Here is a 22,680-nt window from a genome sequence, read left to right as displayed (position 1 = left end):
GCGTCCTAATTCGTGACGGTAGGCGCATCCGCGAGCAGCCCGACCCGGTCCCGACCAGCGGGGAAGATCGACCCGGCTCCCGAAGTCGATCTCGACTTTCCCCGGGAATGGATCGAGTTCGTCGACCCGGCAAACGACGAGCATCTGATCGTCGCCGATTTGACGTGGCTGCTGTCGAAGTGGACGTGCGTGTTCGGCACACCCGCCTGTCAGGGCATTCTGGCCGACCGGCCGGATGACGGTTGCTGCTCACACGGTGCCTTCCTCTCCGATGAGGACGACCGCAAGCGACTGCAGCGTGCTGTGAAAATGCTCACACCGCAGGATTGGCAGCTGCGCGAGGAGGCCACCAACGCCGAAGGCAAGGTCACCAAGAACGGCTATCTGGAGCTCGACGAACTGGATGACGAACCCGCGCTGCGCACCCGCCGGGTCGACGGCGCGTGCATCTTCCTGAACCGTCCCGGCTTCGCGGGCGGCGTCGGCTGCGCACTGCACACCATGGCGCTGCGCCGCGGCATCGAACCGCTGGAGGTGAAGCCGGACGTGTGCTGGCAGCTGCCCATCCGGCGCACCCAGGACTGGGTGGACCGCCCGGACGGCGTGCAGATCCTGCGCACCGTGATCACCGAGTACGACCGCCGCGGCTGGGGTCCGGGCGGAGCCGACTTGGACTGGTACTGCTCCGGCTCCCCCGACGCCCACGTCGGTAGTAGGCCGGTCTGGCAGAGCTACGCGCCGGAGCTGACCGAGCTGATCGGCGCGCCCGCCTACGAGGAGCTGGCCAGACACTGCAAGCGCCGGGAAGGTCTCGGCCTGATCGCCGTGCACCCGGCCACCGTGCACGCCGAGCGAATGCGCGATTGCACCCGTCCGTCCGCCTGAACGTTTGCCGACCGAGCGCCTGCTCGGTGCGCCAGTACGCGGAACGGGTTCACTCCCTCGCCATGCGAGCTTCACCCGAATGGGGTTTGATGTGCCGCTATGTCGAAGAAAGTTCTCACCATGGCGACCATCGCGCTGGGCGCCGCCCTCTCGCTGACCGGAGTAGCTCACGCGGAGCCGAACGGCGACCCGCACAAGTTCTACGACTTCACCTCGGAGTTCGTGGCGGCCACGGATCCGGCCGCGGCCAACGCCAAGGCGGCGGGCAAGCTCGTGATCGCGAGCCCGTACGGCGCCTCGCGCACCATCGCCTGCCGCGGCACCAACACCGCCGACCTCTACGACTGCATGCAGGAAGACGATCTCGGCTGGATCACCCTGCGCAAGACCGAGACCCCGCTCGGCACCACCTGGATCTACTTGCCGTAGCCGCCTCTCCGCGACTTCAGGCCGTACTAGTCGGGTGAGACAGGATTTGCGTTCAGGTCCCGCGTTGGGTGCCACTCGGGTTCTGGTCGTACCCGGCGAGTTACCCATGTGCTTACGAAATCAGTTGTACTGTTTCGTGAGCACATGGGATATCGCCGATGGGTACAAGGCTGGGACTGACCTCGGCTTTGCGTTCTACGCTTCGAGTTTGTAGCCCAGGCCGCGGACCGTGACCAGGTGCTCCGGCTTGGCCGGGTCGGCCTCGATCTTCGAGCGCAACCGCTTGACGTGCACGTCCAGGGTCTTGGTGTCGCCGACATAGTCCGCTCCCCATACGCGGTCGATCAGCTGACCGCGGGTGAGCACCCGGCCGGAATTGCGCAGCAGGTATTCGAGCAGGTCGAATTCCTTCAGCGGCAACGTGACCGGCTTGCCGTTCACCATGACGGTGTGCCGGTCGACATCCATCCGGACCGGACCGGCCTCCAGCACGCCGCTCTCACTGGAACCGTCCAGCTCGTCGCCCGCGCCGCGGCGCAGCACCGCGCGGATGCGCGCGATGAGTTCACGCGCGGAATACGGCTTGGTGACGTAGTCGTCGGCGCCGAGTTCCAGGCCGACCACCTTATCGATTTCGCTGTCGCGCGCGGTGACCATGATCACCGGGACGCCGCTGCGGGTGCGCAGCTGCTTGCACACGTCCGTGCCGCTCATGCCCGGCAGCATGAGATCGAGCAGGACGATGTCCGCCCCGGACCGGTCGAATTCGGCGAGCGCGGACGGCCCGTCACCGACCACGGTGACCTCGAAACCCTCCTTGCGCAGCAGGAACGCGAGCGGATCGGCCAGCGACTCCTCATCCTCGACGATTAGAACACTCGTCATCTGCGTGCCTCCACACCATTCGGTCGGCCCGGACCCGAGGGACGCGGGCTTGTTTCTATCGTGCTCACCACAGGGCCGTCGTGATCATCGTCGGCGCCTGCTTCGTGGTGGGCGGGTATGCGCAAGGTGAACGTCGATCCGGTGCCCAACTTGCTCCACAGGGTGATTTCCCCGTTGTGGTTGGCGGCCACGTGTTTGACGATAGCCAGGCCGAGCCCGGTTCCGCCGGTGGCGCGGGAACGCGCCTTGTCGGACCGGAAGAATCGTTCGAACACCCGCTCTTGGTCTTCCTTGGCGATGCCGATGCCGCGGTCGGTGACCGCCATCGCGACGTGATCGCCGCGCAGCGAGCGGCTCACCGACACGTGCGAGCCGGGCGGCGAGTACGCGATGGCGTTCTCCACCAGATTGGACAGGGCGGTGACCAGCAGGGTTTCATCGCCGAGCACCTCGAGACCGCTCGGCCGGTCGGTGCTGACCGTGATGCCGGCGGCCTCGGCGGCGGTGCGCGAGCGGTCGACCGCCTGCATCACCACGGTGTCCACGTCCACCACTTCCAGTTCGGGCAGTTTCTCCGCGCCTTGGAGGCGCGAGAGCGCGATGAGTTCGGTCACCATCTTGCCGAGCCGGCGCGATTCGCCGAGCACACGCTGACCGAAGTGGCGCACGGCCTCGGGGTCCTCCGCCGATTCCAGCAGGGCCTCGGCCAGCAGGCTCATCGCGCCGACCGGGGTCTTGAGCTCATGGCTGACGTTGGCGACGAAGTCGCGCCGGGTGGCCTCCATGCGCGCCTGCTCGGAATCGTCGTCGGCGAACAGCACGGTGAACGTGGTCTCTTCGCGCGATAGTTGCCTGGCGACGCCGCGCACGGCGATGCGCCCGCGGCCGGGAACGGGGTTCTTGGCGGTCAAGTCGAACTCGGCGGACTCCCCGGTGGCGAGCACTTTCTCCACCGCGGCCCAGGCACGCTCGTCGAGCAGACGGTTGCGGACCAGGCCGAGTTCCTCCGCACGCGGATTGACCAGCACTACGTCGCGGTATTCGTCGACTACCGCGATGCCGCTTTCGGAGGCGAGCACGATCAGGTCGAGAACCTGCGACGTGGTGAGGCCGGACTCGGCCTGCCTGCGGGCGGCCTGCCTGGCATTGACATACGGGATCAGAAGCCCGCCGACTGCCAGGCCGACGACAGCCGCGAGGACTGCCAAGAGCACGGCCTGGGGAACACTCACACTTGAATCGTACGGTCGCCGACCGTTCGGCCAACTCCGGGTACACGATGTTTCGCGCAGGTCATAGCACCTTACAACCCCGTTAGCCGCGCGTTTACGCGATGTTAGGTGTGCCTCCCCGCCGCTCCGCGTATCAGGCCGTACTGGTCGGGAAGCGCGAGATTTGCGTTCAGGGCCTGCCTTAGGTGCCACCCGAGTTCTGGGCGTACCCGACGAGTTACCCATGTACTCGCGAAATCAGTCGTCACGTCGTAGTCAGTCTGCTTCATGGTCCGCCTCGGCCATGGCCTCGTTCACCGCCCTGCCGTGTTTGTCCACCCAGTCGCCGAGAGCGTAGATCGGGATCAACAGGTCTTCCCCCGCCGCGGTCAGCTCGTATTCCACCCGCGGCGGGGCCTCGGCGTAGCGGTGGCGGCGCACCAGCGTCATCTGTTCCATGCGGCGCAGGGTCTGGGTCAGCATCTTCTGGCTGATCCCGCCGATGGCCGCGCGCAGGTCGCCGGGGCGCATCGGACCCTCGCGCAGCATGTACACGATCACCGGCAACCAGGAGTTGCCGAAGATGTCCACACCCATCCGGGCCGGGCAGTCGGATTCGAAGTCGCCGTAGGGCGCGAATTCCACCCGCTCGGCGGCGATCGGTTCGGTCGGGGCTGCGCTCACCGCTCCAGCTTGCCACCGACGTCGCGCACCCTGAGGTGCCTATCGGAATTCGTAGCGTCGGTGCCGAACGCTTTTCGAGTGAGGAGTTCCAGATGCGAATCGGAATCATCGGCGCGGGTGCGATGGCAAGGGCACTTGGCGGCGGTTGGACCAAGGCCGGTCACCAAGTGCTCATCGGCGCCCGGTCCGCCGACGCCGCGGCGGAGCTTGCCGCGGTGCTCGGCGCCCAGGCCGGAACTATCAGCGAGGCCGCCGGTTTCGGCGATGTCGTGGTGCTGGCGGTACCGGTCTCCGCTTTGACGGAAGTGCTGCACGCAACCCGGGAATTGCTGGTCGGCCGGACGGTGGTCGACTGCACCAACGCCTTCGCCCCGGACGCGGCGGCACCGGAGGGATCGACCGCCTTCGTGCTCGCGGAAGACGCTGTGGGCGCACGGATCGCGGCGCAGGCGCCCGGAGCACACGTGGTGAAGGCCTTCAACCTGTGCGCCGCGGAAGTGTGGCAGTCGCAGGAGCGGACGTTCGACGGGCGCCGCCTGTCCGTGCCGATCTGCGGCGACGACGAGACCGCGATGGGGCTGGTCGCGACGCTTGCGGAAGATCTTGATCTGCGCGCGATCCCGGCCGGTGGGTTGCACCGCGCCAGGTATCTGGAGGCGATGTCGGTGTTGACCGTTGGCCTCTGGTTCGCCGGACACGATGCCCGCGCGATGTTCCCGCCGCTGGAGGCGGCGTTCGCCGTCGCCGACTGACAGATCCGCTGCCACAGCGTGCTCGGCGGACCGATCGGAGCGTGCACCCCCTCGCCCATACTCCCGGAGTGGAGAGGCGCGACGGGTGCACGCTCGCACAGCGACCGGATCTACCAGCCCGGATTTCCGCGGAGCGGGATGTTGACGAAGCTCGGCCGATCGGGATCCAGTTGCACATGCTGTGGCCGTAGACCGGTGTCGATGAGCATCGGCAGGATCGGTAGGCCCTTGGGGGAGTTGCCCGCATATACGTCGACCCGCAGGCGGTGGCCCGGCTGGAGGATCGACTCGGTGGCGGGCAGCGCGATGTCCAGCGTGGTCGCCTCGCCGGGGATCGTCAGCTGCCGCTGGTCCAGGGAGGTGAACGGTCGCGGGTCGGTGTAGTCGCCGCTGGCCGACTTGGTGCTGTTCGCGTCGTCGATCGCGCGCAGCGAGGCCATGAGCTGCCCCGATGACAGCACGCTCGACCGGCCGTCCGGCGCCACGTCGTTCACCGTGACCACCCAGTAGCCGTCGGCGGCGTCCTGAACAGTATTCAGCCGCACCGCGATCCGGCCGGAGACCGCGATCGGCTCGGCGACCGGGGCGCTGGTGAAGGTCAGCCCGTTCAACTCCTGGATCCTGGAGTCCTTCGCGCAGCCGTCGATCACCGAAAGCGCGCCCGCGCTGCCCTGCGCGGCGTCGTTGGAGCACATGCTGGTCAAGCCGGGCGCGACGGTCACCCGCGCGGTCTCCCCGGTCGCCTCCGGGGTGAGCGAGCCGTCGTAGAGGCTGTTCGCCGTGCCGCTGGGCGCGGCGGACAAGTACATCCTGCGGTGCACCGCCTGCCCGGAAACCGTTTCGTCGGCCGGCGCGGCGAACGAGTCGGTGGTGATCCAGCCGCCGCCCTGCTGGCGCAACGTGACCGGACCGTACTGCTCGATGCCGTTGTCGATGTCTTTGAGCCACCGGTCGAACCACGCGCGTTGCAGCACGTCCAGCCGCGGCGGCAAGCCCGGCTTGCCGTACTCATTGCCCGAGTTGATGTGGTATGTGTTGCCCATCAGCAGCTGTTTCTGCCCGGGCGGCAGCGGAATCTCGTTGTAGATCTTGGATTGCGAATAGGTGAACAGGTCGTGCCAGCCGCCGGTAACGAAGGTCGGCGTCTGGATCCGGCTCGGGTCACCCAGCCAATCCCGGCGCGGCTGGGAGCCGTCGGTGAGCAATTCCTTGGCGCGCGGGTCGAGATCCTCCATCCGCGCGGTGGTGTAGACGTTGAGCAGGACGTCCATGAAGGTCAACGGGTCTCGGGCGCGGTCGGCCAGCCAGGTGGTGTCGAGCTGCCCGGTGAGCACGGACGCGAGGTCGGGAATCAGCTTGAGTCCGTTGATCGCGGTGAGCCACAGTGGGATGAAGTTGAAGCCGAAACCGCCGCCCGGCGCGAGCACGTCGTTGACCAGGTCGCTGCCCGGCACGACCGGGAAGATCGCCTGCAGGGCGGCCGGGCGCTTCTCGGCGGCCTGCACCTGGTTGATCCCGGAGTAGGAGATGCCGTTCATGCCGATCCGCCCGTTTGACCACGGCTGCCGCGCCGCCCAGTCGATCACCTCGACGGTGTCCTGCTGCTCGCGCCCGCGCAGCATGTCCCAGACGCCCTGGGAGAAGCCGGTCCCGCGCACGTCGACGACCAACTGGGAGTAGCCGCTCTTGATCAGCTGGCGGTCGACGGTGAAGTTGCGCAGTTCGCCGCCGCCGAACGCCTTGGTCAGGTCGGTGACGCCGGACAGCGGGGTGCCGCTCATATCGATCTGCCGGAACAGCTGGATCAGCGCGTCGGACAGGCCGGGAATGGACTGCGCGTGATCGGCCAGGTTCGACACCAGCTTGGTGTAGGGCGTCAGGTTGACCACCGTCGGCGTCGGGGTGTCGATCGGGCGTCCCGAGGCGTCCGCGGGCCGGTAGACATTGCCCTTCAGGACGGTGCCGTCACTCATCGTGATGGGGACGTCCCACTGGATGTGGATATTCGGATACTGCTGAGAGGCGTCCTGGGTCGCCACCCAAGCGGCTCCGGCCAGGCCGCCGTCGGGTCCGGTCGGCGGCACGGCGGCGGCGCCACTGGTGAGGAAGGGGGCGAGCACGGCGACGGCAAGTGCCGCCACTGTGGCCCGCAACGCGTGCTTCATTGGACGTGATCCACCTCTCGGCTGGTCGAACGGACGAGAGTGTACCGACCTACTTGTCGGTAAGAACAGCGGGTAACACCAACTTTGTTCGGAATAACAGTTCACATAACCCGACACGATGCCGGAGATTCCGCCTTTGCGCTGGCTACACCGATTGCGGCCCGCACCCGTCGCCGGAATTGTGCCTCAGCGCAGGAACCGTAGACGGCGCCGCCCCGGACTGGCGTTCACCCATCCGGCGTGTCGCATAACACACACTTCGGAGCGCTCGGCGAACGAGCCGAAAAGACAACGCGCTGCCACCCGAATGGGTGGCAGCGCGTTGGATTCGCGTTCGGAGGTTACTTACCGCCCTGGCCCGCGACGGCGGCGGCGCCGGCGGCCGCGGCTTCCGGGTCCAGGTACTCGTGCGGGCGCACCGGGCGCAAGTTCTCGTCGAGCTCGTAGCGCAGCGGGATGCCGGTGGGGATGTTCAGGCCCGCGATGTCCTCGTCGGAGATCCGGTCGAGGTGCTTGACCAGCGCGCGCAGCGAGTTGCCGTGCGCGGCGACCAGCACGGTCTTGCCGGAGAGCAGGTCCTTGGAGATGGTCGACTCCCAGTACGGGACCATCCGGTTCACCACGTCGAGCAGGCACTCGGTCTTCGGGACATCGATGCCCGCGTAGCGCGGGTCGCCCTCCTGGCTGTACTCGTTGGCCGGGTCGATCGGCGGCGGCGGGGTGTCGTAGCTGCGGCGCCACAGCATGAACTGCTCGTCGCCGTACTTCTCCCGGACCTGCGCCTTGTTCTTGCCCTGCAGTTCGCCGTAGTGACGCTCGTTGAGCCGCCAGTCGCGGACCACCGGAACCCAGTGCCGGTCGGCTGCGTCCAGCGCGATGTTCGCGGTGGAGATCGCGCGGCGCAGCAGCGAGGTGTAGACGACGTCGGGCAGGATGCCGTGCTCGGCCATCAGCTCCCCGGCCCGCTTGCCCTCGGCGATGCCCTTGTCGGTCAGGTGCACGTCCACCCAGCCGGTGAACAGGTTCAGGGCGTTCCATTCGCTTTCGCCGTGGCGCAGCAGCACGAGGGTGTACGTCATGCCGTCATCCTCCCATGCGCGCCCGGCCAGGGCGCATCGGTTCCCCGCCACCGGCCCGACGAGCCGAGCGGGACAAGCGCGAAATCAGACCGCTTGGTCCGTGGCGAGCACGCCCGCACCCACCAGCGTGGCGCCGTGGGTGATGCGGGACGGCTCCACGCGCAATTTCCGCAGGAAGTTCAGCCGGGCGTGCTTCTCCACCGCGGCGCGCAGTGGATCCCACAGCGGCGCACCGGATTGCGCGAAGCCGCCGCCGATCACCACCCGGTCGATGTCGAGCAGGGCGGCGGCGGAGGCGATGGCCGTGCCGAGCGCGATGCCCGCCCGGTGCAGCGCGGCGATGGCGATCCCGTCGCCCGCGTGCGCGTCCTCGGCCAACCGCGCCCCGGTGTCGCCCGGCCACCCCTGCTCGCGCGCCCAGCACACCGACGACATGCCGCTGGCGACCGCCTCGACGCACCCGACCCCGCCGCAGCCGCACGGCGTGTCCCAGCCCGGCACCACGATATGCCCGACATGCCCGGCGTTGCCGGTGCGCCCGAGCAGCACCTTGCCGCCCGCGATCAGCCCGCCGCCGATCCCCGACGACACGGTCATCGCCAGAGCATCGGGCACTCCGCGCAGCGCGCCGACGCGGTGCTCGGCCAACGCCAGGCAGGCGCCGTCCATGGCGAATCGAATCGCGGCCGAGGGGAACAACTCCTGCACGGCGGCGACGATCCGAAACCCCGCTTTCCACTCGGGGATGTTCAACGGCCCGGTCACACCGGTTCGCACGTCTACCGGACCGGCGGAACCGATCCCCACGCCGACGACCGGCTCCGCGCCCGCCACCTCGAGCAGCAGTCCGCGACAGGCCTCCCAGACGCCCGTCCGCGGCACGTCCACCCGCCGCACGTCGCGCACCTCATAGCCGGGGTGCACTACCCCTGCCGCGAACTTCGTCGCGCCGATATCCAGAGCGAGAACCGCCAACGCCGTGTCCCTTTCGCCGATCCGAGCCACCAGAGATTGTCACCCAGGGCACGGGCCGGCGCGCCGGTTCCGGCGACCGACGTGCTCATGACCACGCACGTGGCTGTGTTGATTGTTCGCTCGCTACGCTCACTCAGGGCTTGTCGGCGGAGTCCACCAGATGCTCGAAGGCACGCAGATTCTGCAACGACTCACCCCGGGAGACGCGCCACTTCCATTCCCGCCGAATGGATTCGGCGAAACCGAGTTCCAGCAGCACGTTGAAATCGGCGTCCACGGCCTCGAGGATCTGGCCGAAAACCCGATCCAGCTCGTCGGGGGTGACCGCGTGCGCGGCCATCCGGCCGACCAGGTAGATGTCGCCGATCCGGTCCAGCGTGTAGGCGACGGCGTAGAGCCTGCGGTTGCGGCGCAGCAGGAATTTGTAGACGCCCTCGAAGTTCTCGTCCGGCTTGCGGCAGACGAACGATTCGATGCGGACCCCGTGCTTGCCCACCGTGAGCATCACCGTGGTCTCGAGCTTGCGCTCGCCGGGCAAGACGACGACGAAGGTCTCGTCGACGGGGCGGGTGTACTCGATCTCCCTTTCGCGCAGCGTCTCATCGATGAGCCGCGCGGTCGCCTGTACCTCGTTCACCGGCGTACTCCCATCCGGCGCCGCCACAGCGCCCGCGACCTGGCCTGGCTGCTCTCCCCGAGGAGAGCGGCCGTCCGTTCGCCGGCCAGGTTAGTGCGCTCGCCGGAGACGCGGTCGTAGGCGTCGTCGCGCAACACGCTGTGCGCGAGGCCACGACCGCCGAGCACCGCGCGATCGTCGCGGAAACCGGCCAGCGCGGCGGAGTAGCTGGCGAGCAATCCGTCGGCGGTGTGCGCCCAGGAGAAGTTTGCGGCGTGCGCGACGGCTCGCTCGCTCATCCGGTGCAGCCGATCCGGGTCGTCGAGCAGATGGCGCAGCGCGTTCGCCCAGTCCGAGGTGCGGTGCCCCGGGACGAGCAGGCCGGAGATGTCGTGCCGCACGGCCGTCCCGAGGCCGCCGACGTCGGCTGCGAGCACCGGGGTGCCGCTGGCCTGCGCCTCGATCGCAACCAAGCCGAAGGACTCGTTGTAGCTGGGCACCGCGACCAAGTCGGCAGCGCGGTATACCAGCACCAGCCGATCCGGCGGCTGCGGCGGCAGGAAGCTGACCCGCTCGGCGATACCCAGTTCGGCCGCCAGCTCGATCAGCGCGTCGGGTCGCTCGAGGCCGCTGCCGGACGGTCCGCCGACGATGAGGACGCGCAGCGCGCGCCGCGGATCGCCGCGCAGCACCTCAGCCGCGGCACGCACCAGCACGTCGGGCGCCTTCAGCGGCTGGATGCGACCGACGAACGCGACGATCTGCTCGTCGGCGGCCAGTCCGAGCGCCGCGCGCGCTTCGGTCCGGTCGCCGGGGCGGTAGCAGGTCAGATCCGCGCCGGGAGGCACGACATCGATCCGCTCGGCGTCGGCGCCGTAGAGCTCGACCAGCTGGCGGGCCTCCTCGGCGGTGTTGGCGACCAGCCGATCGGACTCCGCGATCACCTGCTTCTCGCCGATCTCGCGGGTCACCGGTTCGGGGCAGTCGCCTTCGGCCAGTGCGGCGTTCTTCACCGCCGCGAGCGTGTGCGCGGTGTGCACCAGCGGCACCCGCCAGCGGTCCCGGGCCAGCCAGCCGACCTGACCGGACAACCAGTAGTGCGAGTGCACCAGGTCGTAGTAGCCGGGCAAATGCCTGGCCTCCTGGCGCAGCACCTCCGCCGTGAACGGGCACAGCTGTGTGGGCAGATCGTGCTTGTCCAGCCCTTCGAACGGTCCGGCCACCACGTTGCGCACCAGCACGCCGGGCGCGGCCTCTTGGACGGGCGGGACGTTCGAGGCGGTGGCGCGGGTGAAGATCTCCACCTCGGTGCCGCGTCGGGCCAGTTCAACGGCTGTTTGGAGGACATAGACGTTCATACCGCCCGCGTCGCCGGTCCCTGGCTGGGCGAGTGGTGAGGTGTGCACCGATAGCACGGCGATACGGTTCGGCCGTAGGTCCAGGCGCTGACTCACACTCTCCATAGTGCACGGCGCCGCGCCGGTCTCAGACGCCCTGACCGCACCAAGTGAGAGCTATCACACAGCAGATGCCCGGGATCACAGGTCAGCGGCGAACGCGCTCACCTCGGCGACGAACCGGGAGCGATCCTCGATGAACAGGCCGTGCTGGGCGCCGTCCCAGTACGACGCGCGCCCGTTCGGGACGGTGTCGACGATGTAGCGGCCGTTCTCGATCGGGACGATCCGATCGGCGGTCCCGTGCATGACGAGCACCGGAATATCCAGCGCACGTAGCGTTTCAGTGTTGTCGACGGTGCGGTAGAAAAGCGCTTTGCGCACCGCGGGTGCCGTGGCGACACTGGCCCCGAACAGGCGCTGAGCATCCGGCCCTGTGTCTGCTCCCGGCCCGGTGTTGGCATTGCCGAAGGCGCCGAAGGCCCGCACCGCACGGCCCGCGCTGTCCTCGAAGACGCCCGGAATCGCCTCCCGCATGAGATCCCCGGTCACCGCGCCCGGCACACCCGGGCCGATATTCGCCATCGAGCCGCTGTAGATCACGCCTGCGACGGCGTCCGTGCCGTAGGCGGTCAGGTAATCCGACAGCACGATCCCGCCGTAGGACCAGCCGAGCAACACCGCGCCCGACGCGATGCCCTCAGCGGCCAGCACCGCCCCGACGTCGGCGGCCCAGTTCTTCGGATCGTCGTAGCCCGCGGCGGGCGCGTCGGAATAGCCGTGGCCGCGCAGGTCGACGGCGACCACCCGGAAGTGCGCGGTGAGGTCGTCCGCGGCCGCGCCCCAGCAGCGCAGATTCGCCGCCCAGCCGTGCAGCAGCACCAGCGGGCGGGCGCCGTCCGGCCCGCTCACCCGGTAGACGATGGACGTTCCGTCCGTGCTCACCACATCCCGAATAGGCATGGAATTCAGGCTAACCGTGATCCCGGCGACAGCGCGGTCCTGGCAAACATCGCGCATTTAGGATCACGGGCATGAGTACTCGCACCGCCGTCGTCACCGGAGCCAGCTCGGGAATCGGGGAAGCCACCGCCAGGAAGCTGGCCGAGCAGGGCTACCACGTCTACGTCGGCGCTCGCAGGCTCGACCGGCTGCGCCGCCTCGCCGACGAGATCGGCGGCACGGCAGTGGAACTCGACGTCGCCTCGGAGGAGTCGGTGCGCTCGTTCACCGACGCGGTCGAGCGCGTCGACGTGCTGGTCAACAACGCGGGCGGCGCGAAGGGCCTGGCTCCGGTCGCCGAGGCCGACCTGGATGACTGGCGCTGGATGTGGGAGACCAACGTGCTCGGCACGCTGCGCGTCACGAAGGCACTGCTGCCCAAGCTGATCGACTCCGGTGACGGATTGATCGTCACCGTCACGTCGGTGGCCGCGTTCACCGCCTACGACAACGGCTCCGGGTACACCTCGGCCAAGCACGCGCAGGCCGTGCTGCACCGCACCTTGCGCGGCGAGCTGCTCGGACAGCCGGTGCGACTGACCGAGATCGCCCCTGGTGCGGTGGAAACCGAGTTCTCGCTGGTGCGCTTCGGCGGCGACGCCGACCGCGCCGCGAAGGTGTACGAAGGCATCGACCCGCTGGTCGCCCAGGACATCGCGGAGATCATCGGCTTCGTGGCGTCGCGGCCCCCGCACGTGAACCTGGACCAGATCATCGTGAAGCCGCGCGACCAGGCCGACGCGAGCCGATTCGCTCGTCGCGGCTAGGTCCGCCCGTCCCGCCCCGAGCCGTTAGCATCCGGGGGACCGAACGCAGGACATCGGATGGGAGTGGTTCGGCTCATGCTCAAAGGCTTCAAAGAGTTCCTGATGCGCGGGAACGTCATCGACCTCGCGGTTGCCGTCGTCATGGGCACCGCGTTCACCGCCGTGGTGACCTCGGTGACGAAAGGGATCATCAATCCTTTGCTCGCCGTCTTCGGCAGCACCAATGAGCTGGGCCTCGGTGTGCAGCTGATTCCCTCCAAACCCGCCACCTTCATCGCCGCCGGGCCGATCATCACGGCGGCCATCGATTTCGTGATGGTCGCGGCCGTGCTGTATTTCGTGCTGATCCTGCCGATGAAGACGATCAAGAACCGCTTCGGCACCACCAAGGCGGCCGAGCCAACCGAAATCGAGCTGCTGATCGAGATCCGCGATCTGCTGGCCGAACGGCACGAGGCGGTCCGCGCCGAACGCACTGCCGACCGCCGCATCGAAGAAGATCAGGAGCCCGACACGGTCGGTAGTACCAAAGACCGCGGCTGACCGGACTCAGCGGCCGCCGGCCGGCTGCGGCGGCACCGGCGTCGCCGACACCACCGCCGACGGTGCGCCCCGCAACGCCGACATGCTCTTCCAGGTATTCCAGTCGATGGTCCAGTCGTAGAGGTCGCCGTCGGCGGCGGAGAGCGGGATCGACGTCCCGGTCACCTCGACCGGATCGCCGTAGAGCGCGGTGGGGAAGTAGGCCTGCGCGTCGGCGGGCGAGAGATTGATACAACCGTTGGTGACGTTCGCCGAACCCTGTGCGGACAGCGATTCCGGATTGGCGTGGATGAATTCGCCGTTGTTGGAGATGCGGACCGCCCAGCGTTCGCGGACATTGGTGTAATACGGCGGATTCGACATCATGAAGTCTTCGTATTTGTCGGTGACCACGTGAACGCCGGACCGGGTGACGTTGCGTGGCTCGTTGCCCTCGCCATAGCTGACCGCGAAATCGAACACGGTTTGCCCGTCGCGGACCACCTGCATGCGGTGGCTCGGCGCGTTCGCCTTGACGATCTGGCTGCGGCCGATGCGGAAGTCCGAGGTCAGATCGGAATAGCCGTAATTGCCGCCGCCCAGGTCGAGTCCGTAGAGCCGCGCCGAGACGTGCACGGTGGTGCCGGGCGTCCAGTAGTTCTTCGGACGCCAGTGCACCCGCGAACCACCGTCGTCCGGAAACCATGCCCACGCGCCCTCGGTGGGTGGGTCGGTGGTGACCGTGAGCGCCTTCTCCACCGCGGCCTTGTTCAGCACGGCGGACTTGAACTGCAGGACGATCGGTGCGGCGATGCCGACCTCCTGGTTGTCGCCGATATTGATGGTCGCGGGGACCGTGCTCTTCGGCGCGAGCGTGCGGAACGAGCCCTCGATCGGGATCGCCTTGCCATCGGTCCCTACCGCGGTGCCCGACCAGGTGTAGGTGGCGTCGTAGCCGAGCGGCTCGGTGATGGTGTAGCCACGCTTGTCCGGGGCGAGTTCGCCGCGGACCTGCTTGCCCGCCGCGTTGGTCAGCGCGATATGGTCGATCGTGCCGTCGCTGATCGTCACCGAGACCGGCGCGGTCGGGTTGACGTTCGCGGCGTCGTCGGCGGGAACCAACGTCGCCTCGGCGACCGGACCCGCGTCGCGGCCGCCCGCTGCGCCCCGGTCGATCGTGCATCCCGCCACCAAGGCGACGACTACCAGCAGCACAGCCGACACCGCGGCCCCTGAGCGGCGCATTATCGGTCGGTTGCTCACGTCATCGAATTTACGCGGACGCTCCTGCGCCTCTCCGCGTCTTCAGGCCGTACTAGTCGGGAGACACGGGATTTGCGTTCAGGTCCTGCGTTGGGTGCTCCTCGAGTTCTGGGCGTACCCGATGAGTTACCCATGTGCTCACGAAATCAGTCGTCGCGTCACGCCACGTCACATTCAGTCGATCCTCGGGACGAGGATCAGAGTGTGATGCCGACGGTGACGGGTTCCGGTTCCAGATGGATCCCGAAGCGGTCGGCTACGCCGTCGCGCACTGTTCTCGCCAGCGCCACCAGATCGGCCGCGCTGGCGCTGCCGCGATTGGTCAGCGCGAGTGTGTGTTTCGTCGACAGCCGGGCCGGTGCCTCGGCACCGGGGAACCCTTTCGCGAAACCCGCCCGCTCGATCAGCCAGCCCGCGGAGAACTTGACTCCACCCGCCGCCGGGTAGGTCGGCACCGTCACATCGCCCACCTGGGTGGCGATCGCGGCCCGCACCTGCGCCACCCGATCCGGGGCGACCACCGGGTTGGTGAAGAACGATCCCGCGCTCCAGGTGTCGTGGTCGGCCGGGTCGAGCACCATGCCCTTGCCCGCGCGCAGCCGCAGCACCGCGTCTCTGACCTGGGCCGCGGGCCGGGACTCCCCCGCCTCCGCGCCCAACGTTCCGGCCAGCTCGCCGTAGCGCAGCGCAGCGCTGGAACCGTCGGTGCGCAACGCGAAATCGACCGCGAGCACCACGGCGTCGTCGCGGTGCTTCAACACGCTGGTGCGATAGCCGAAGCCGAGTTCGTCGGGCGCCACCCAGCGGATCTCGCCGCTGGCGCGGTCCAGCAGCCGCACCCGGCGCAGCAGGTCGGCCACCTCGGCGCCGTACGCCCCGACGTTCTGCACCGGCGTCGCACCCGCCGAACCGGGAATGCCGGACAGACATTCCAGCCCGCCGAACCCGGCGGCGATTGTGGCGTGCACCACGTCATCCCAGTTTGCTCCGGCCTCCGCGATCACGCCGTCGGCACCGATCTCGACGCCCGTGGTGGCGACCCGGACCACCACACCGTCGAAACCGTCATCGCCGAAGAGCAGATTGGAGCCGCCCGCCAGCAACAGCACCGGGACGCCCGCGGCGTCCAGCGCGCGCACCGTCGCGACCAGCGCTTCGGTCGTCGCGCACTCGGCGACCAGCGCGGGTCCGCCCACCCGCAGCGTGGTCAGCTCCGCCAGCCGCACGTCCTCGCGCAGCCGCGCACCGGTGTCGGCGAGGAGATCCGACAGCACCAAACGTGAAGTTCGCACGCCACACGGTAGCGTGGCGTGCACTACGCGAGCAGGTCCGATGGCACCACTCGTGTAGTTCGCGCGCCACACGGTAGCGTGTGGACTCATGGCTACACCGCTGGCGTACACGGCCCGCTACTCGCATTCCCCCGCCGCCGTGCGCGCGGCCTTCGCGAACGAGTTGTACTGGAAGGACCGCGTCACCGAGGTCGGCGGCACCAACGCCCGCCTGGAGTCGGTCACCACCAGCGGCGACCAGGTGCGCGTCGAGCTGGTGCAGGCCATCGCCGCCGAAAAGCTGCCGCCCGCGATCACCGCGGTACGCCCCGGTGACCTGGTCATTCCCCGCGTAGAGAACTGGAGCGGCGATACGGCCACCTTCGAAGCGCGCGTCGACGGCGCGCCCGCCCAAGTGCGCGGCACCATCACGCTGTCCGCCGACGGCTCCGGCGCCACCGTCGCGGTCGAGGGCACCATCGAGGTGAAAATCCCGCTGTTCGGCGGCAAGATCGAGAAGGCGATCGACGAGCACCTCACCGAGCTGCTGAAGAACGAGGCGGAGTTCACCGAGACCTGGATCGCGTCGCACTGAGCCGCACCGGAGAACGGACACCGGATCCGGCCACATCCTCCGATGCCCGCGTTTGTGTGACCTCCGCACACCACCCGCCCGCCGAGGTACCTGTTACCGGACCCAGTAACCTGTGAGCCCATGGCACGCCGACTGGACTACTCCGCCCGCTATCCGCTGCATACCACAAAAGAGCTGTACGCGGCGCTGTCGAACCGTGACTACTGGGAAGCACGGGTCGAAGAGATGCGGAAGTACACCCCCGGCAACGAGGTGGTCAAGCTGGAGGCGGGCGACGGCGGCATCGACATCGAACTGCACCACATCCTGCCCCGCGAGATGCTGCCGGAGCTCGCGCAGACGGTGCTGCGCAAGGACATGGTGATCACCCGCAAGGAGAGCTACAGCGCCTACGCGCCGGACGAGATCACGGGCAAGTACTCGGCGTCGATTCCGGCCGGACCGGGCAGCCTCGGCGGCACCATCCGCCTCTTCCCCACCGAAACGGGCTGCACCATGCGCTTCTCCTCGGAGGCGAAGGTCTTCATCCCCATGGTCGGACCGCGCCTGGAGCAGCTGATGCTGGTGAACTTGGTCGACCTGTTCCGCGGCGAGGCCGAGTTCACGGTTCAGTGGCTGGAAGAACACCACCCCACCCGCTGACCGCACCGGTCGGCACCATCACCCGTGGCACCACCGCCGTCAACCGACTCCGCCGCAGCGATCGCTGGCTGATCAACGACGAGTTCGTCGCCGCCCGGCTGCGCGAGACGGCCGATCCGCTCGTGGTCGATCTCGGGTACGGCGCCAGCCCGTGGACCACGTTCGAGCTGGCCGCGCGGCTGCGCACAGTGCGCGACAACGTGCGGGTGGTGGGGCTGGAGATCGATCCGCAGCGTGTGGTGCCCGGCCGCGACGGCGTGACCTTCGCGCGCGGCGGATTCGAACTCGCCGGGCTGCGACCGGTGCTGGTGCGCGCGTTCAACGTGTTGCGGCAGTATCCGGAATCGGCGGTGCCCGAGGCGTGGTCGACCATCCGATCCGGGCTGGCGCCGGACGGTCTGCTGGTCGACGGCACCTGTGACGAAGTGGGCAGGCGCTGCGCATGGGTCCTGCTCGACCGCGATGGCCCGCGCTCACTCACGCTGGCCTGGGATCCGTTCACCGTGGAGCGGCCTTCCGATCTCGCCGAACGGCTGCCGAAGGCGTTGATCCACCGCAACATCCCCGGGGAGCCGATCCACGCGCTGCTCGCCGCCGCGGATCGCGCGTGGGCCCGCGCCGCACCGCTGGCTCCCTTTGGTCCCCGGATCCGCTGGCGCGCCGCCGCGCGGTCGCTGCGCGAGGAAGGTTTCCCGATCCGCCACTACCGTCGCCGCCTGCGCGACAACGTGCTGTCGGTGCCGTGGTCGGCCGTGGCGCCGGTCGGCTTCGGATAGCCGTTACGCGACGGCGAGCGCGCGATATACCCTTCTGGCCGCGCGGGGTGTCAGTCGCGCACCCGCGTCGGTGATCTCCTCGCCCGCACAGCGGTCGATGGCGACCGCGTCGGCGACCACCTCGTTCAAGGCGACCTGCCCGATCCCGGCCTCGGCCAGGTCGAGCACCGTGCGCACCGGCGTCGTCACCAGGAACGGACCGGCCGATTCCACGTCGACACCGGTCAGCGAGCGCCGCAGGACCACCAACCGCGGCGGCGCAGTTCGGTGGCCCGCGCGCACCGACAGGTGCAGGAACCGGGGGCGCAGCCTGCCGAGGCCGTGCAACTCGGCCGCGCTGTGATGGGACACCACCGCGGCTCCGTCGAACCAGGCCGACCACATCGCGTATTCGTCGAGCGGACCCTCCGGCCATCCGGCCAAGCGCAGCAGGCCGTCCGCCCCGGCCCTGGTCACCGAACCGTCGCCGAGCCCGTCCCGCACCCGCGCTGCGCACCCGGTGCGCAGCACCTGCCGGATAGTAAAGAAACCGGCGTGCCGACCGGCCCATCGGCGCAGAACGCGCCATCCTTGTTCCGCGGATCCGATCGCGCGGCTTGCCGCATCGCCAGCCATGCGCACCAGGCTACGCTCGGTGTTTGTGCTGCATGTCACATTCGAACCCCTCAATGCCTCCACAGAAACGGCACAGAAAGGTCGGGAAGAATCGCCACCATGAGTACGAACGCGCCGTCCACCTCGACGATCAACCGGCGGACCCTGCTGATCGCCCTGACCGTGGTAGCGATTCTGCTCGCGACGGTCCTGGTCGGCGGAGAAGTATATGCCAGGCACTCGGTGTCGAGCTGTATCAGCACGCAATTCGAGAAGGAGATGGGATCGAAGATCGACGTGAGCTTCGGTCCCAAGCCGATGCTGATCACCTGGATCGACGGCAAGGTGCCTTCGGTGCGGGTGAACAGCGACGACACCAAATTCGGCCCCGCCGTCGGGATGGTGGTCCACGCGGTCTTCCGCGACGTCGACGTCGCCGATCAGAACGGGAGCACGATCGGCAGCTCCTCCGCCGACGTCAACTGGAGCAACGAAGGTATCAAGGAGACGCTCGGCGGTCTGGTCACCGGAGTGAGCTCGTCCGAGAGTTCGGGCATGCTCACCCTGGCCGTGCTCGGCGGCTTGGCCGAGCTTCAGCTCAAGCCGCAGATCCTGAACGGGACGGTCGAGGTGGAGACGATGTCGGCGCAGCTGCTCGGCGTCGGAGTACCCTCCGATCTGGTGCAGAGCATCGTCGATATCTTCACCCAGAGCCTGCAGAGCTACCCGTTCGGCATGTCGGCGACGGACCTGAAGGTCACCGATTCCGGCGTGGTCGTCAAGCTGGCCGGTGGACGCGCCCAGCTGGAGTCCGCGGGCGACAGTTCCGGGTCTCGCTGCTGAATTCCCAGTACCGCAAAGTCTTCGGGCCGACCGCCGGGGCCACAGCAGGATGGGCCGAATACCGCCGCCACGAAACAGCATTCGGTTGACGGTCAGGCTGGAAAGCCGTCGAGCACGTCGCGGGATTTCGACAGGCCGAGCCGGGTCGCACCCGCGGCGATCATTTCGGCCGCGGCCGCGGCGGTGCGGATTCCGCCACTGGCCTTGACGCCGAGCCGACCGCCCACCGTCTCCGCCATCAGCCGCACCGCGTGGGCGCCGGCGCCACCGGCGGGGTGAAATCCGGTGGAAGTCTTCACGAAATCGGCTCCGGCGCGTTCGGCGACCCGGCACACCTCCACGATCGCCTGATCCGGCAGGGCGGCGGATTCGATGATCACTTTCAGCAGCGCCCGATCGCCGACTGCCTCGCGCACCGTGACAATGTCGGCGAGCACCGCCGTATAGTCCCCGGTACGCGCCGCGCCGACATCGATCACCATGTCGACCTCGGCCGCTCCTTGGTTCACCGCGAGCCGCGCCTCGGCGCCCTTCACCAGCGAATGATGTTTCCCCGAGGGGAATCCGGCGACCGTCGCGACCACGAGCCCCGGCGCGCGTACCGGCAGCATGGACGGCGACACACAGATGGCGAGCACGCCCAACCCACGCGCCTCCTCGACCAGCGCGGCGACTTCGGCGGGCGTCGCCTCCGGGGCCAGCAGCGTATGGTCGATCATGGCGGCCACTTCGGACCTGGTCAGCGACGCGGAATCTGCCATGGGGTGAGAGTCTGGCACACCGGACGCCGGACCCGTTCGGTGGGCGAATTCCGTTGCGCACCTGGAGGCGATTCACGCACACTCGTAGCTGATGGCGCATCGGAGAGCGTGCCGCCACGGCCGACTGACTAACGTGTGCGGGTGGGCCCCTACTTCGTTCGGGAGGAGACGACCGTGCTGATCCGTCGCGAACGCGCGGACGACGCCGCTGCGATCGCGGCGGTGCATCGCAGCGCATTCGCACCGCGCTACGCCACCGCCACCGATCCCGATGGCACCGACACGCCAGGTGACCACGGCAGCGCGGATCCGCCCGAGGTGGGCCTCGTCGCCCGGCTGCGCAGCGACGAGGGCTGGATCCCGACGCTCTCGCTGGTGGCGATCGAGCACGACAGCGTGGTCGGCCACCTGTGCCTGACCAGGGCCACGGTCGGCCCGTTCCCCGTGCTGGCGCTCGGCCCGATCGGCGTGCTCGCCGACCACCAAGGAGCGGGCGTCGGCTCGGCACTCATGCACGCGGCTCTCGGCGCCGCCGACGCCCTCGACGAACCCCTGGTCGGCCTGCTCGGCAGCCTGGAGTTCTACCCCCGCTTCGGCTTCGTCCCCGCCGCCCGCCTCGGCATCACCCCGGATGAGCCCGCCTGGGTCAGCCATTTCCAGGTCCGCTCCCTGTCGGCCTATGACTCGCAAATAGCGGGCGAATTCCATTACGCCGAGCCGTTTTACGACCTCTGATCCGCCTCGGCTTCGTCGCGGCAGTGCTCGCGGCGCCCTATGGCTCGCGTCCGATCGAGAGCCACCGGCCGCTCAGTCGCGAACGGGGGGACCACTCGGACGCGGCACTACGTTTCTCCCGTATCAGCCCCGCACTCCGGTTTCTATGCCCACGGGTCGATGACCTGCACTCCGGCCGCCCGGAAGGGTGCGATATCTCGGGTGGCCACGGCCATGCTCGCGGCACTCGCTGTCGCCGCGATGTACCCGTCAGCGGCGCCGATCGGGGCCCCGGCGAGGCGAGCACGGGTCATGAGTTCGGCGTAGGCGGCGGAGGCGGTCATGTCGAAGGCGAGCACGCGGCCTGCGAACAGGGGCAACACCCGGGTTTCGATCCTGTCGCGCAACGTATCTCGCCGCCTGCCCGCAGGCATGGCCGCAATACCGAACCGCAGTCCGGCCACGGTGACGGCCGACAGGTACAAGGTGTGCAGGGGCTGCGCGTCGATCCAGGCGACCACCCGGGCGTCCGGCGCCTTGCGCAGCGGCTCGGAGATCACGTTCGTGTCGAGAACGATCACTCGAACTCCATGGGCGCGACCGGGCGTCGGTCACGAGCGGTGAGCGCTTCGAATTCGTCGTCGGTGAGTTCGACCTCGCGACCGATCTCGGCCAGCAGCGTCCCGAGCGCTACCTGCGCCGCAGGCGTGACGGCCTCGATAAGGATCGCCCGGACCTCGGCCTCGGTACTGCGGCCGTGCTGGGCCGCGCGGACACGCAACGCCTCGCGTACGTCGTCGGGAAGATCCCGGACTGTCAGCCTGGCCATGTACACCTGCTCTCTATTGATGGCAATAGCGTCAACGCCTTCGTTGCCTTCACAATAGAACGCGAGCACGCTCACGGCATTCGGCGAAGCCGCGGCAAATCTCCGGCAGCGCACCTGGGAGGATGAGGGCATGAGTTCCGCTCCACCCGTCCAGGTCGACCGCCGCTATGTATTGACTTTGGGGTGCCTGGACCGACCCGGCATCATCGCGCGGATCACCTCGTTCATCGCCGAGTTCGGCGGCTCGATCGTGGAGGCGGGCTACCACTCCGACCTCGACACCGGGTGGTTCTTCACGCGTCAGGCGATCAAGGCCGAGACGGTGCCGTTCTCGATCGCGGAACTGCGTGAGCGGTTCGCCGCGGTGGCGGCCGGCCTTGGTCCGGAAACCGAATGGCAACTGCTGGATTCCCGCGAGCGCCGCCGCGCGGTCCTGCTAGTCAGCAAAGACGGTCACTGCCTGCACGACCTGCTCGGACGCGCCGCCAGCGGCGAGCTGCCCGCCACCATCGAGGCGGTGATCGGCAACCATCCGGATCTGGCGGCGATGACCGAGGCGCACGGCGTGAAATTCCATCACGTGCCGTTCCCCAAGGACCCGGCCGAGCGCGGCCCCGCGTTCGAGGAGGTCCGCGCCCTGGTGGACGCGCACGACCCGCACGCGGTGGTGCTCGCGCGGTTCATGCAGGTACTGCCCGCCGAGCTGTGCGAGCACTGGGCGGGCAAGGCGATCAACATCCACCACAGCTTCTTGCCCTCGTTCGTCGGCGCTCGCCCCTATCACCAGGCGTTCGCCCGCGGCGTGAAGCTGATCGGGGCCACCTGCCATTACGTGACCGCGGAACTGGACGCGGGTCCGATCATCGAGCAGGACGTCATCCGCATCGACCACGCCGACGAGGTGCGCGACATGGTCCGTCAGGGCCGCGACATCGAGCGGGTGGTGCTGGCGCGCGGCCTGCGCTGGCATCTGGAAGGACGGGTCCTGGTGCACGGCCGCCGCACGGTCGTCTTTTCCTGACC

General features: G+C 68.4%; 26 protein-coding genes. 11 read left to right on the top strand and 15 right to left on the bottom strand.

All coding sequences use genetic code 11. From position 1 onward, the window contains the following. The first annotated feature begins 12 nt into the window (after positions 1-12). Together AB0M45_RS18700 and AB0M45_RS18695 are read left to right on the top strand one after the other, a co-directional pair. Positions 13-885, top strand: a complete 873-nt coding sequence (locus AB0M45_RS18700; RefSeq protein ID WP_364330192.1) for a hypothetical protein — start codon at positions 13-15, stop codon at positions 883-885. 99 nt (positions 886-984) lie between these two features. After that, complete coding sequence (locus AB0M45_RS18695) at positions 985-1,314, top strand: hypothetical protein (RefSeq protein WP_364330189.1); 330 nt, start codon at positions 985-987, stop codon at positions 1,312-1,314. 195 nt (positions 1,315-1,509) lie between these two features. Here the strand turns inward: AB0M45_RS18695 and AB0M45_RS18690 are convergent, their stop codons facing one another. The 3 genes from AB0M45_RS18690 to AB0M45_RS18680 all read right to left on the bottom strand — a co-directional run bounded on the left by AB0M45_RS18690 (position 1,510) and on the right by AB0M45_RS18680 (position 4,094). Next, entirely contained in the window at positions 1,510-2,199 is a 690-nt protein-coding gene (locus AB0M45_RS18690; RefSeq protein WP_040783943.1) for a response regulator transcription factor, read from the bottom strand. Beyond that, positions 2,196-3,431 carry an ATP-binding protein gene (locus tag AB0M45_RS18685; RefSeq protein ID WP_364330186.1) on the bottom strand — a complete coding sequence of 412 codons (1,236 nt, stop codon included), beginning with the start codon at positions 3,429-3,431 and terminating at the stop codon, positions 2,196-2,198. Before AB0M45_RS18685 ends, AB0M45_RS18690 begins: the two co-directional genes overlap by 4 nt. Positions 3,432-3,686: 255 nt before the next feature. Beyond that, entirely contained in the window at positions 3,687-4,094 is a 408-nt protein-coding gene (locus AB0M45_RS18680) for a helix-turn-helix domain-containing protein (RefSeq protein WP_364330183.1), read from the bottom strand. A 92-nt stretch (positions 4,095-4,186) separates the two neighbouring features. On the opposite strand from AB0M45_RS18680, the gene AB0M45_RS18675 reads away from it, so the two are divergent. Beyond that, complete coding sequence (locus tag AB0M45_RS18675; protein ID WP_364330180.1) at positions 4,187-4,846, top strand: NAD(P)-binding domain-containing protein; 660 nt, start codon at positions 4,187-4,189, stop codon at positions 4,844-4,846. Between the two features lie 110 nt (positions 4,847-4,956). Here AB0M45_RS18675 and AB0M45_RS18670 read toward each other — a convergent pair whose 3' ends face one another. From AB0M45_RS18670 to AB0M45_RS18645, 6 genes are all read right to left on the bottom strand, one after another. Further along, positions 4,957-7,011, bottom strand: coding sequence for a CocE/NonD family hydrolase (locus tag AB0M45_RS18670; protein ID WP_364330177.1), 2,055 nt, complete (start codon positions 7,009-7,011; stop codon positions 4,957-4,959). Between the two features lie 341 nt (positions 7,012-7,352). Further along, the gene (locus tag AB0M45_RS18665; RefSeq protein WP_364330174.1) at positions 7,353-8,090 is read right to left on the bottom strand and encodes a phosphoglyceromutase; all 738 of its coding nucleotides are present in this window, start codon (positions 8,088-8,090) and stop codon (positions 7,353-7,355) included. Between the two features lie 84 nt (positions 8,091-8,174). Then, complete coding sequence (locus AB0M45_RS18660; RefSeq protein ID WP_364330171.1) at positions 8,175-9,065, bottom strand: ROK family protein; 891 nt, start codon at positions 9,063-9,065, stop codon at positions 8,175-8,177. 133 nt (positions 9,066-9,198) lie between these two features. Next, positions 9,199-9,702 carry a YbjN domain-containing protein gene (locus AB0M45_RS18655; RefSeq protein WP_364330168.1) on the bottom strand — a complete coding sequence of 168 codons (504 nt, stop codon included), beginning with the start codon at positions 9,700-9,702 and terminating at the stop codon, positions 9,199-9,201. Next, positions 9,699-11,144 carry a D-inositol-3-phosphate glycosyltransferase gene (gene mshA, locus AB0M45_RS18650; protein ID WP_364330165.1) on the bottom strand — a complete coding sequence of 482 codons (1,446 nt, stop codon included), beginning with the start codon at positions 11,142-11,144 and terminating at the stop codon, positions 9,699-9,701. Before mshA ends, AB0M45_RS18655 begins: the two co-directional genes overlap by 4 nt. A gap of 75 nt (positions 11,145-11,219) precedes the next feature. Beyond that, entirely contained in the window at positions 11,220-12,041 is an 822-nt protein-coding gene (locus AB0M45_RS18645) for an alpha/beta hydrolase (protein WP_364330162.1), read from the bottom strand. 71 nt (positions 12,042-12,112) lie between these two features. Here AB0M45_RS18645 and AB0M45_RS18640 point away from each other — a divergent pair, with 71 nt between their 5' ends. Then, entirely contained in the window at positions 12,113-12,847 is a 735-nt protein-coding gene (locus AB0M45_RS18640) for an SDR family NAD(P)-dependent oxidoreductase (protein ID WP_364330159.1), read from the top strand. Positions 12,848-12,904: 57 nt separating this feature from the next. Beyond that, positions 12,905-13,390, top strand: a complete 486-nt coding sequence (gene mscL, locus AB0M45_RS18635; protein WP_364330156.1) for a large conductance mechanosensitive channel protein MscL — start codon at positions 12,905-12,907, stop codon at positions 13,388-13,390. Positions 13,391-13,396: 6 nt separating this feature from the next. Here mscL and AB0M45_RS18630 read toward each other — a convergent pair whose 3' ends face one another. Continuing rightward, positions 13,397-14,614: an Ig-like domain-containing protein gene (locus tag AB0M45_RS18630; RefSeq protein WP_364330442.1), complete on the bottom strand. Its 1,218-nt coding sequence runs from the start codon at positions 14,612-14,614 to the stop codon at positions 13,397-13,399. A gap of 215 nt (positions 14,615-14,829) precedes the next feature. Further along, positions 14,830-15,870, bottom strand: coding sequence for a UDP-N-acetylmuramate dehydrogenase (locus tag AB0M45_RS18625; RefSeq protein WP_364330439.1), 1,041 nt, complete (start codon positions 15,868-15,870; stop codon positions 14,830-14,832). A 142-nt stretch (positions 15,871-16,012) separates the two neighbouring features. On the opposite strand from AB0M45_RS18625, the gene AB0M45_RS18620 reads away from it, so the two are divergent. From AB0M45_RS18620 to AB0M45_RS18610, 3 genes are all read left to right on the top strand, one after another. Further along, complete coding sequence (locus AB0M45_RS18620) at positions 16,013-16,498, top strand: DUF2505 domain-containing protein (protein ID WP_364330153.1); 486 nt, start codon at positions 16,013-16,015, stop codon at positions 16,496-16,498. A 120-nt stretch (positions 16,499-16,618) separates the two neighbouring features. Further along, positions 16,619-17,140 carry a DUF2505 domain-containing protein gene (locus AB0M45_RS18615; RefSeq protein WP_364330150.1) on the top strand — a complete coding sequence of 174 codons (522 nt, stop codon included), beginning with the start codon at positions 16,619-16,621 and terminating at the stop codon, positions 17,138-17,140. Then, positions 17,110-17,916 (top strand): class I SAM-dependent methyltransferase, encoded by an 807-nt coding sequence (locus AB0M45_RS18610; protein WP_364330147.1) that lies wholly within the window; start codon positions 17,110-17,112, stop codon positions 17,914-17,916. The genes AB0M45_RS18615 and AB0M45_RS18610 overlap by 31 nt, the downstream gene beginning before the upstream one ends. 3 nt (positions 17,917-17,919) lie before the next feature. On the opposite strand, the gene AB0M45_RS18605 is transcribed toward AB0M45_RS18610, so the two are convergent. Beyond that, entirely contained in the window at positions 17,920-18,426 is a 507-nt protein-coding gene (locus AB0M45_RS18605; RefSeq protein WP_364330144.1) for a hypothetical protein, read from the bottom strand. A 204-nt stretch (positions 18,427-18,630) separates the two neighbouring features. Here AB0M45_RS18605 and AB0M45_RS18600 point away from each other — a divergent pair, with 204 nt between their 5' ends. Beyond that, positions 18,631-19,353, top strand: coding sequence for a DUF2993 domain-containing protein (locus AB0M45_RS18600; RefSeq protein ID WP_364330141.1), 723 nt, complete (start codon positions 18,631-18,633; stop codon positions 19,351-19,353). Positions 19,354-19,445: 92 nt separating this feature from the next. On the opposite strand, the gene deoC is transcribed toward AB0M45_RS18600, so the two are convergent. After that, positions 19,446-20,114 (bottom strand): deoxyribose-phosphate aldolase, encoded by a 669-nt coding sequence (deoC, locus tag AB0M45_RS18595; protein ID WP_364330138.1) that lies wholly within the window; start codon positions 20,112-20,114, stop codon positions 19,446-19,448. 174 nt (positions 20,115-20,288) lie between these two features. On the opposite strand from deoC, the gene AB0M45_RS18590 reads away from it, so the two are divergent. Further along, positions 20,289-20,849, top strand: coding sequence for an N-acetyltransferase (locus tag AB0M45_RS18590; RefSeq protein ID WP_364330436.1), 561 nt, complete (start codon positions 20,289-20,291; stop codon positions 20,847-20,849). Between the two features lie 143 nt (positions 20,850-20,992). Here AB0M45_RS18590 and AB0M45_RS18585 read toward each other — a convergent pair whose 3' ends face one another. Both AB0M45_RS18585 and AB0M45_RS18580 read right to left on the bottom strand, forming a co-directional pair. After that, positions 20,993-21,409, bottom strand: coding sequence for a type II toxin-antitoxin system VapC family toxin (locus AB0M45_RS18585; protein WP_364330135.1), 417 nt, complete (start codon positions 21,407-21,409; stop codon positions 20,993-20,995). Further along, positions 21,406-21,732, bottom strand: a complete 327-nt coding sequence (locus tag AB0M45_RS18580) for an Arc family DNA-binding protein (RefSeq protein WP_364330132.1) — start codon at positions 21,730-21,732, stop codon at positions 21,406-21,408. The genes AB0M45_RS18585 and AB0M45_RS18580 overlap by 4 nt, the downstream gene beginning before the upstream one ends. A gap of 55 nt (positions 21,733-21,787) precedes the next feature. Between AB0M45_RS18580 and purU the strand changes: the two genes are divergently transcribed. Further along, entirely contained in the window at positions 21,788-22,678 is an 891-nt protein-coding gene (gene purU / locus AB0M45_RS18575) for a formyltetrahydrofolate deformylase (protein WP_364330129.1), read from the top strand. Positions 22,679-22,680: the final 2 nt, after the last annotated feature.

Origin of the sequence: Nocardia sp. NPDC051787 (assembly GCF_040681325.1) — a bacterium.
GTDB lineage: Bacteria > Actinomycetota > Actinomycetes > Mycobacteriales > Mycobacteriaceae > Nocardia.
The sequence above is the reverse complement of the archived record's forward strand: the minus strand, read 5'-3'. Positions and strand labels throughout refer to the sequence as shown.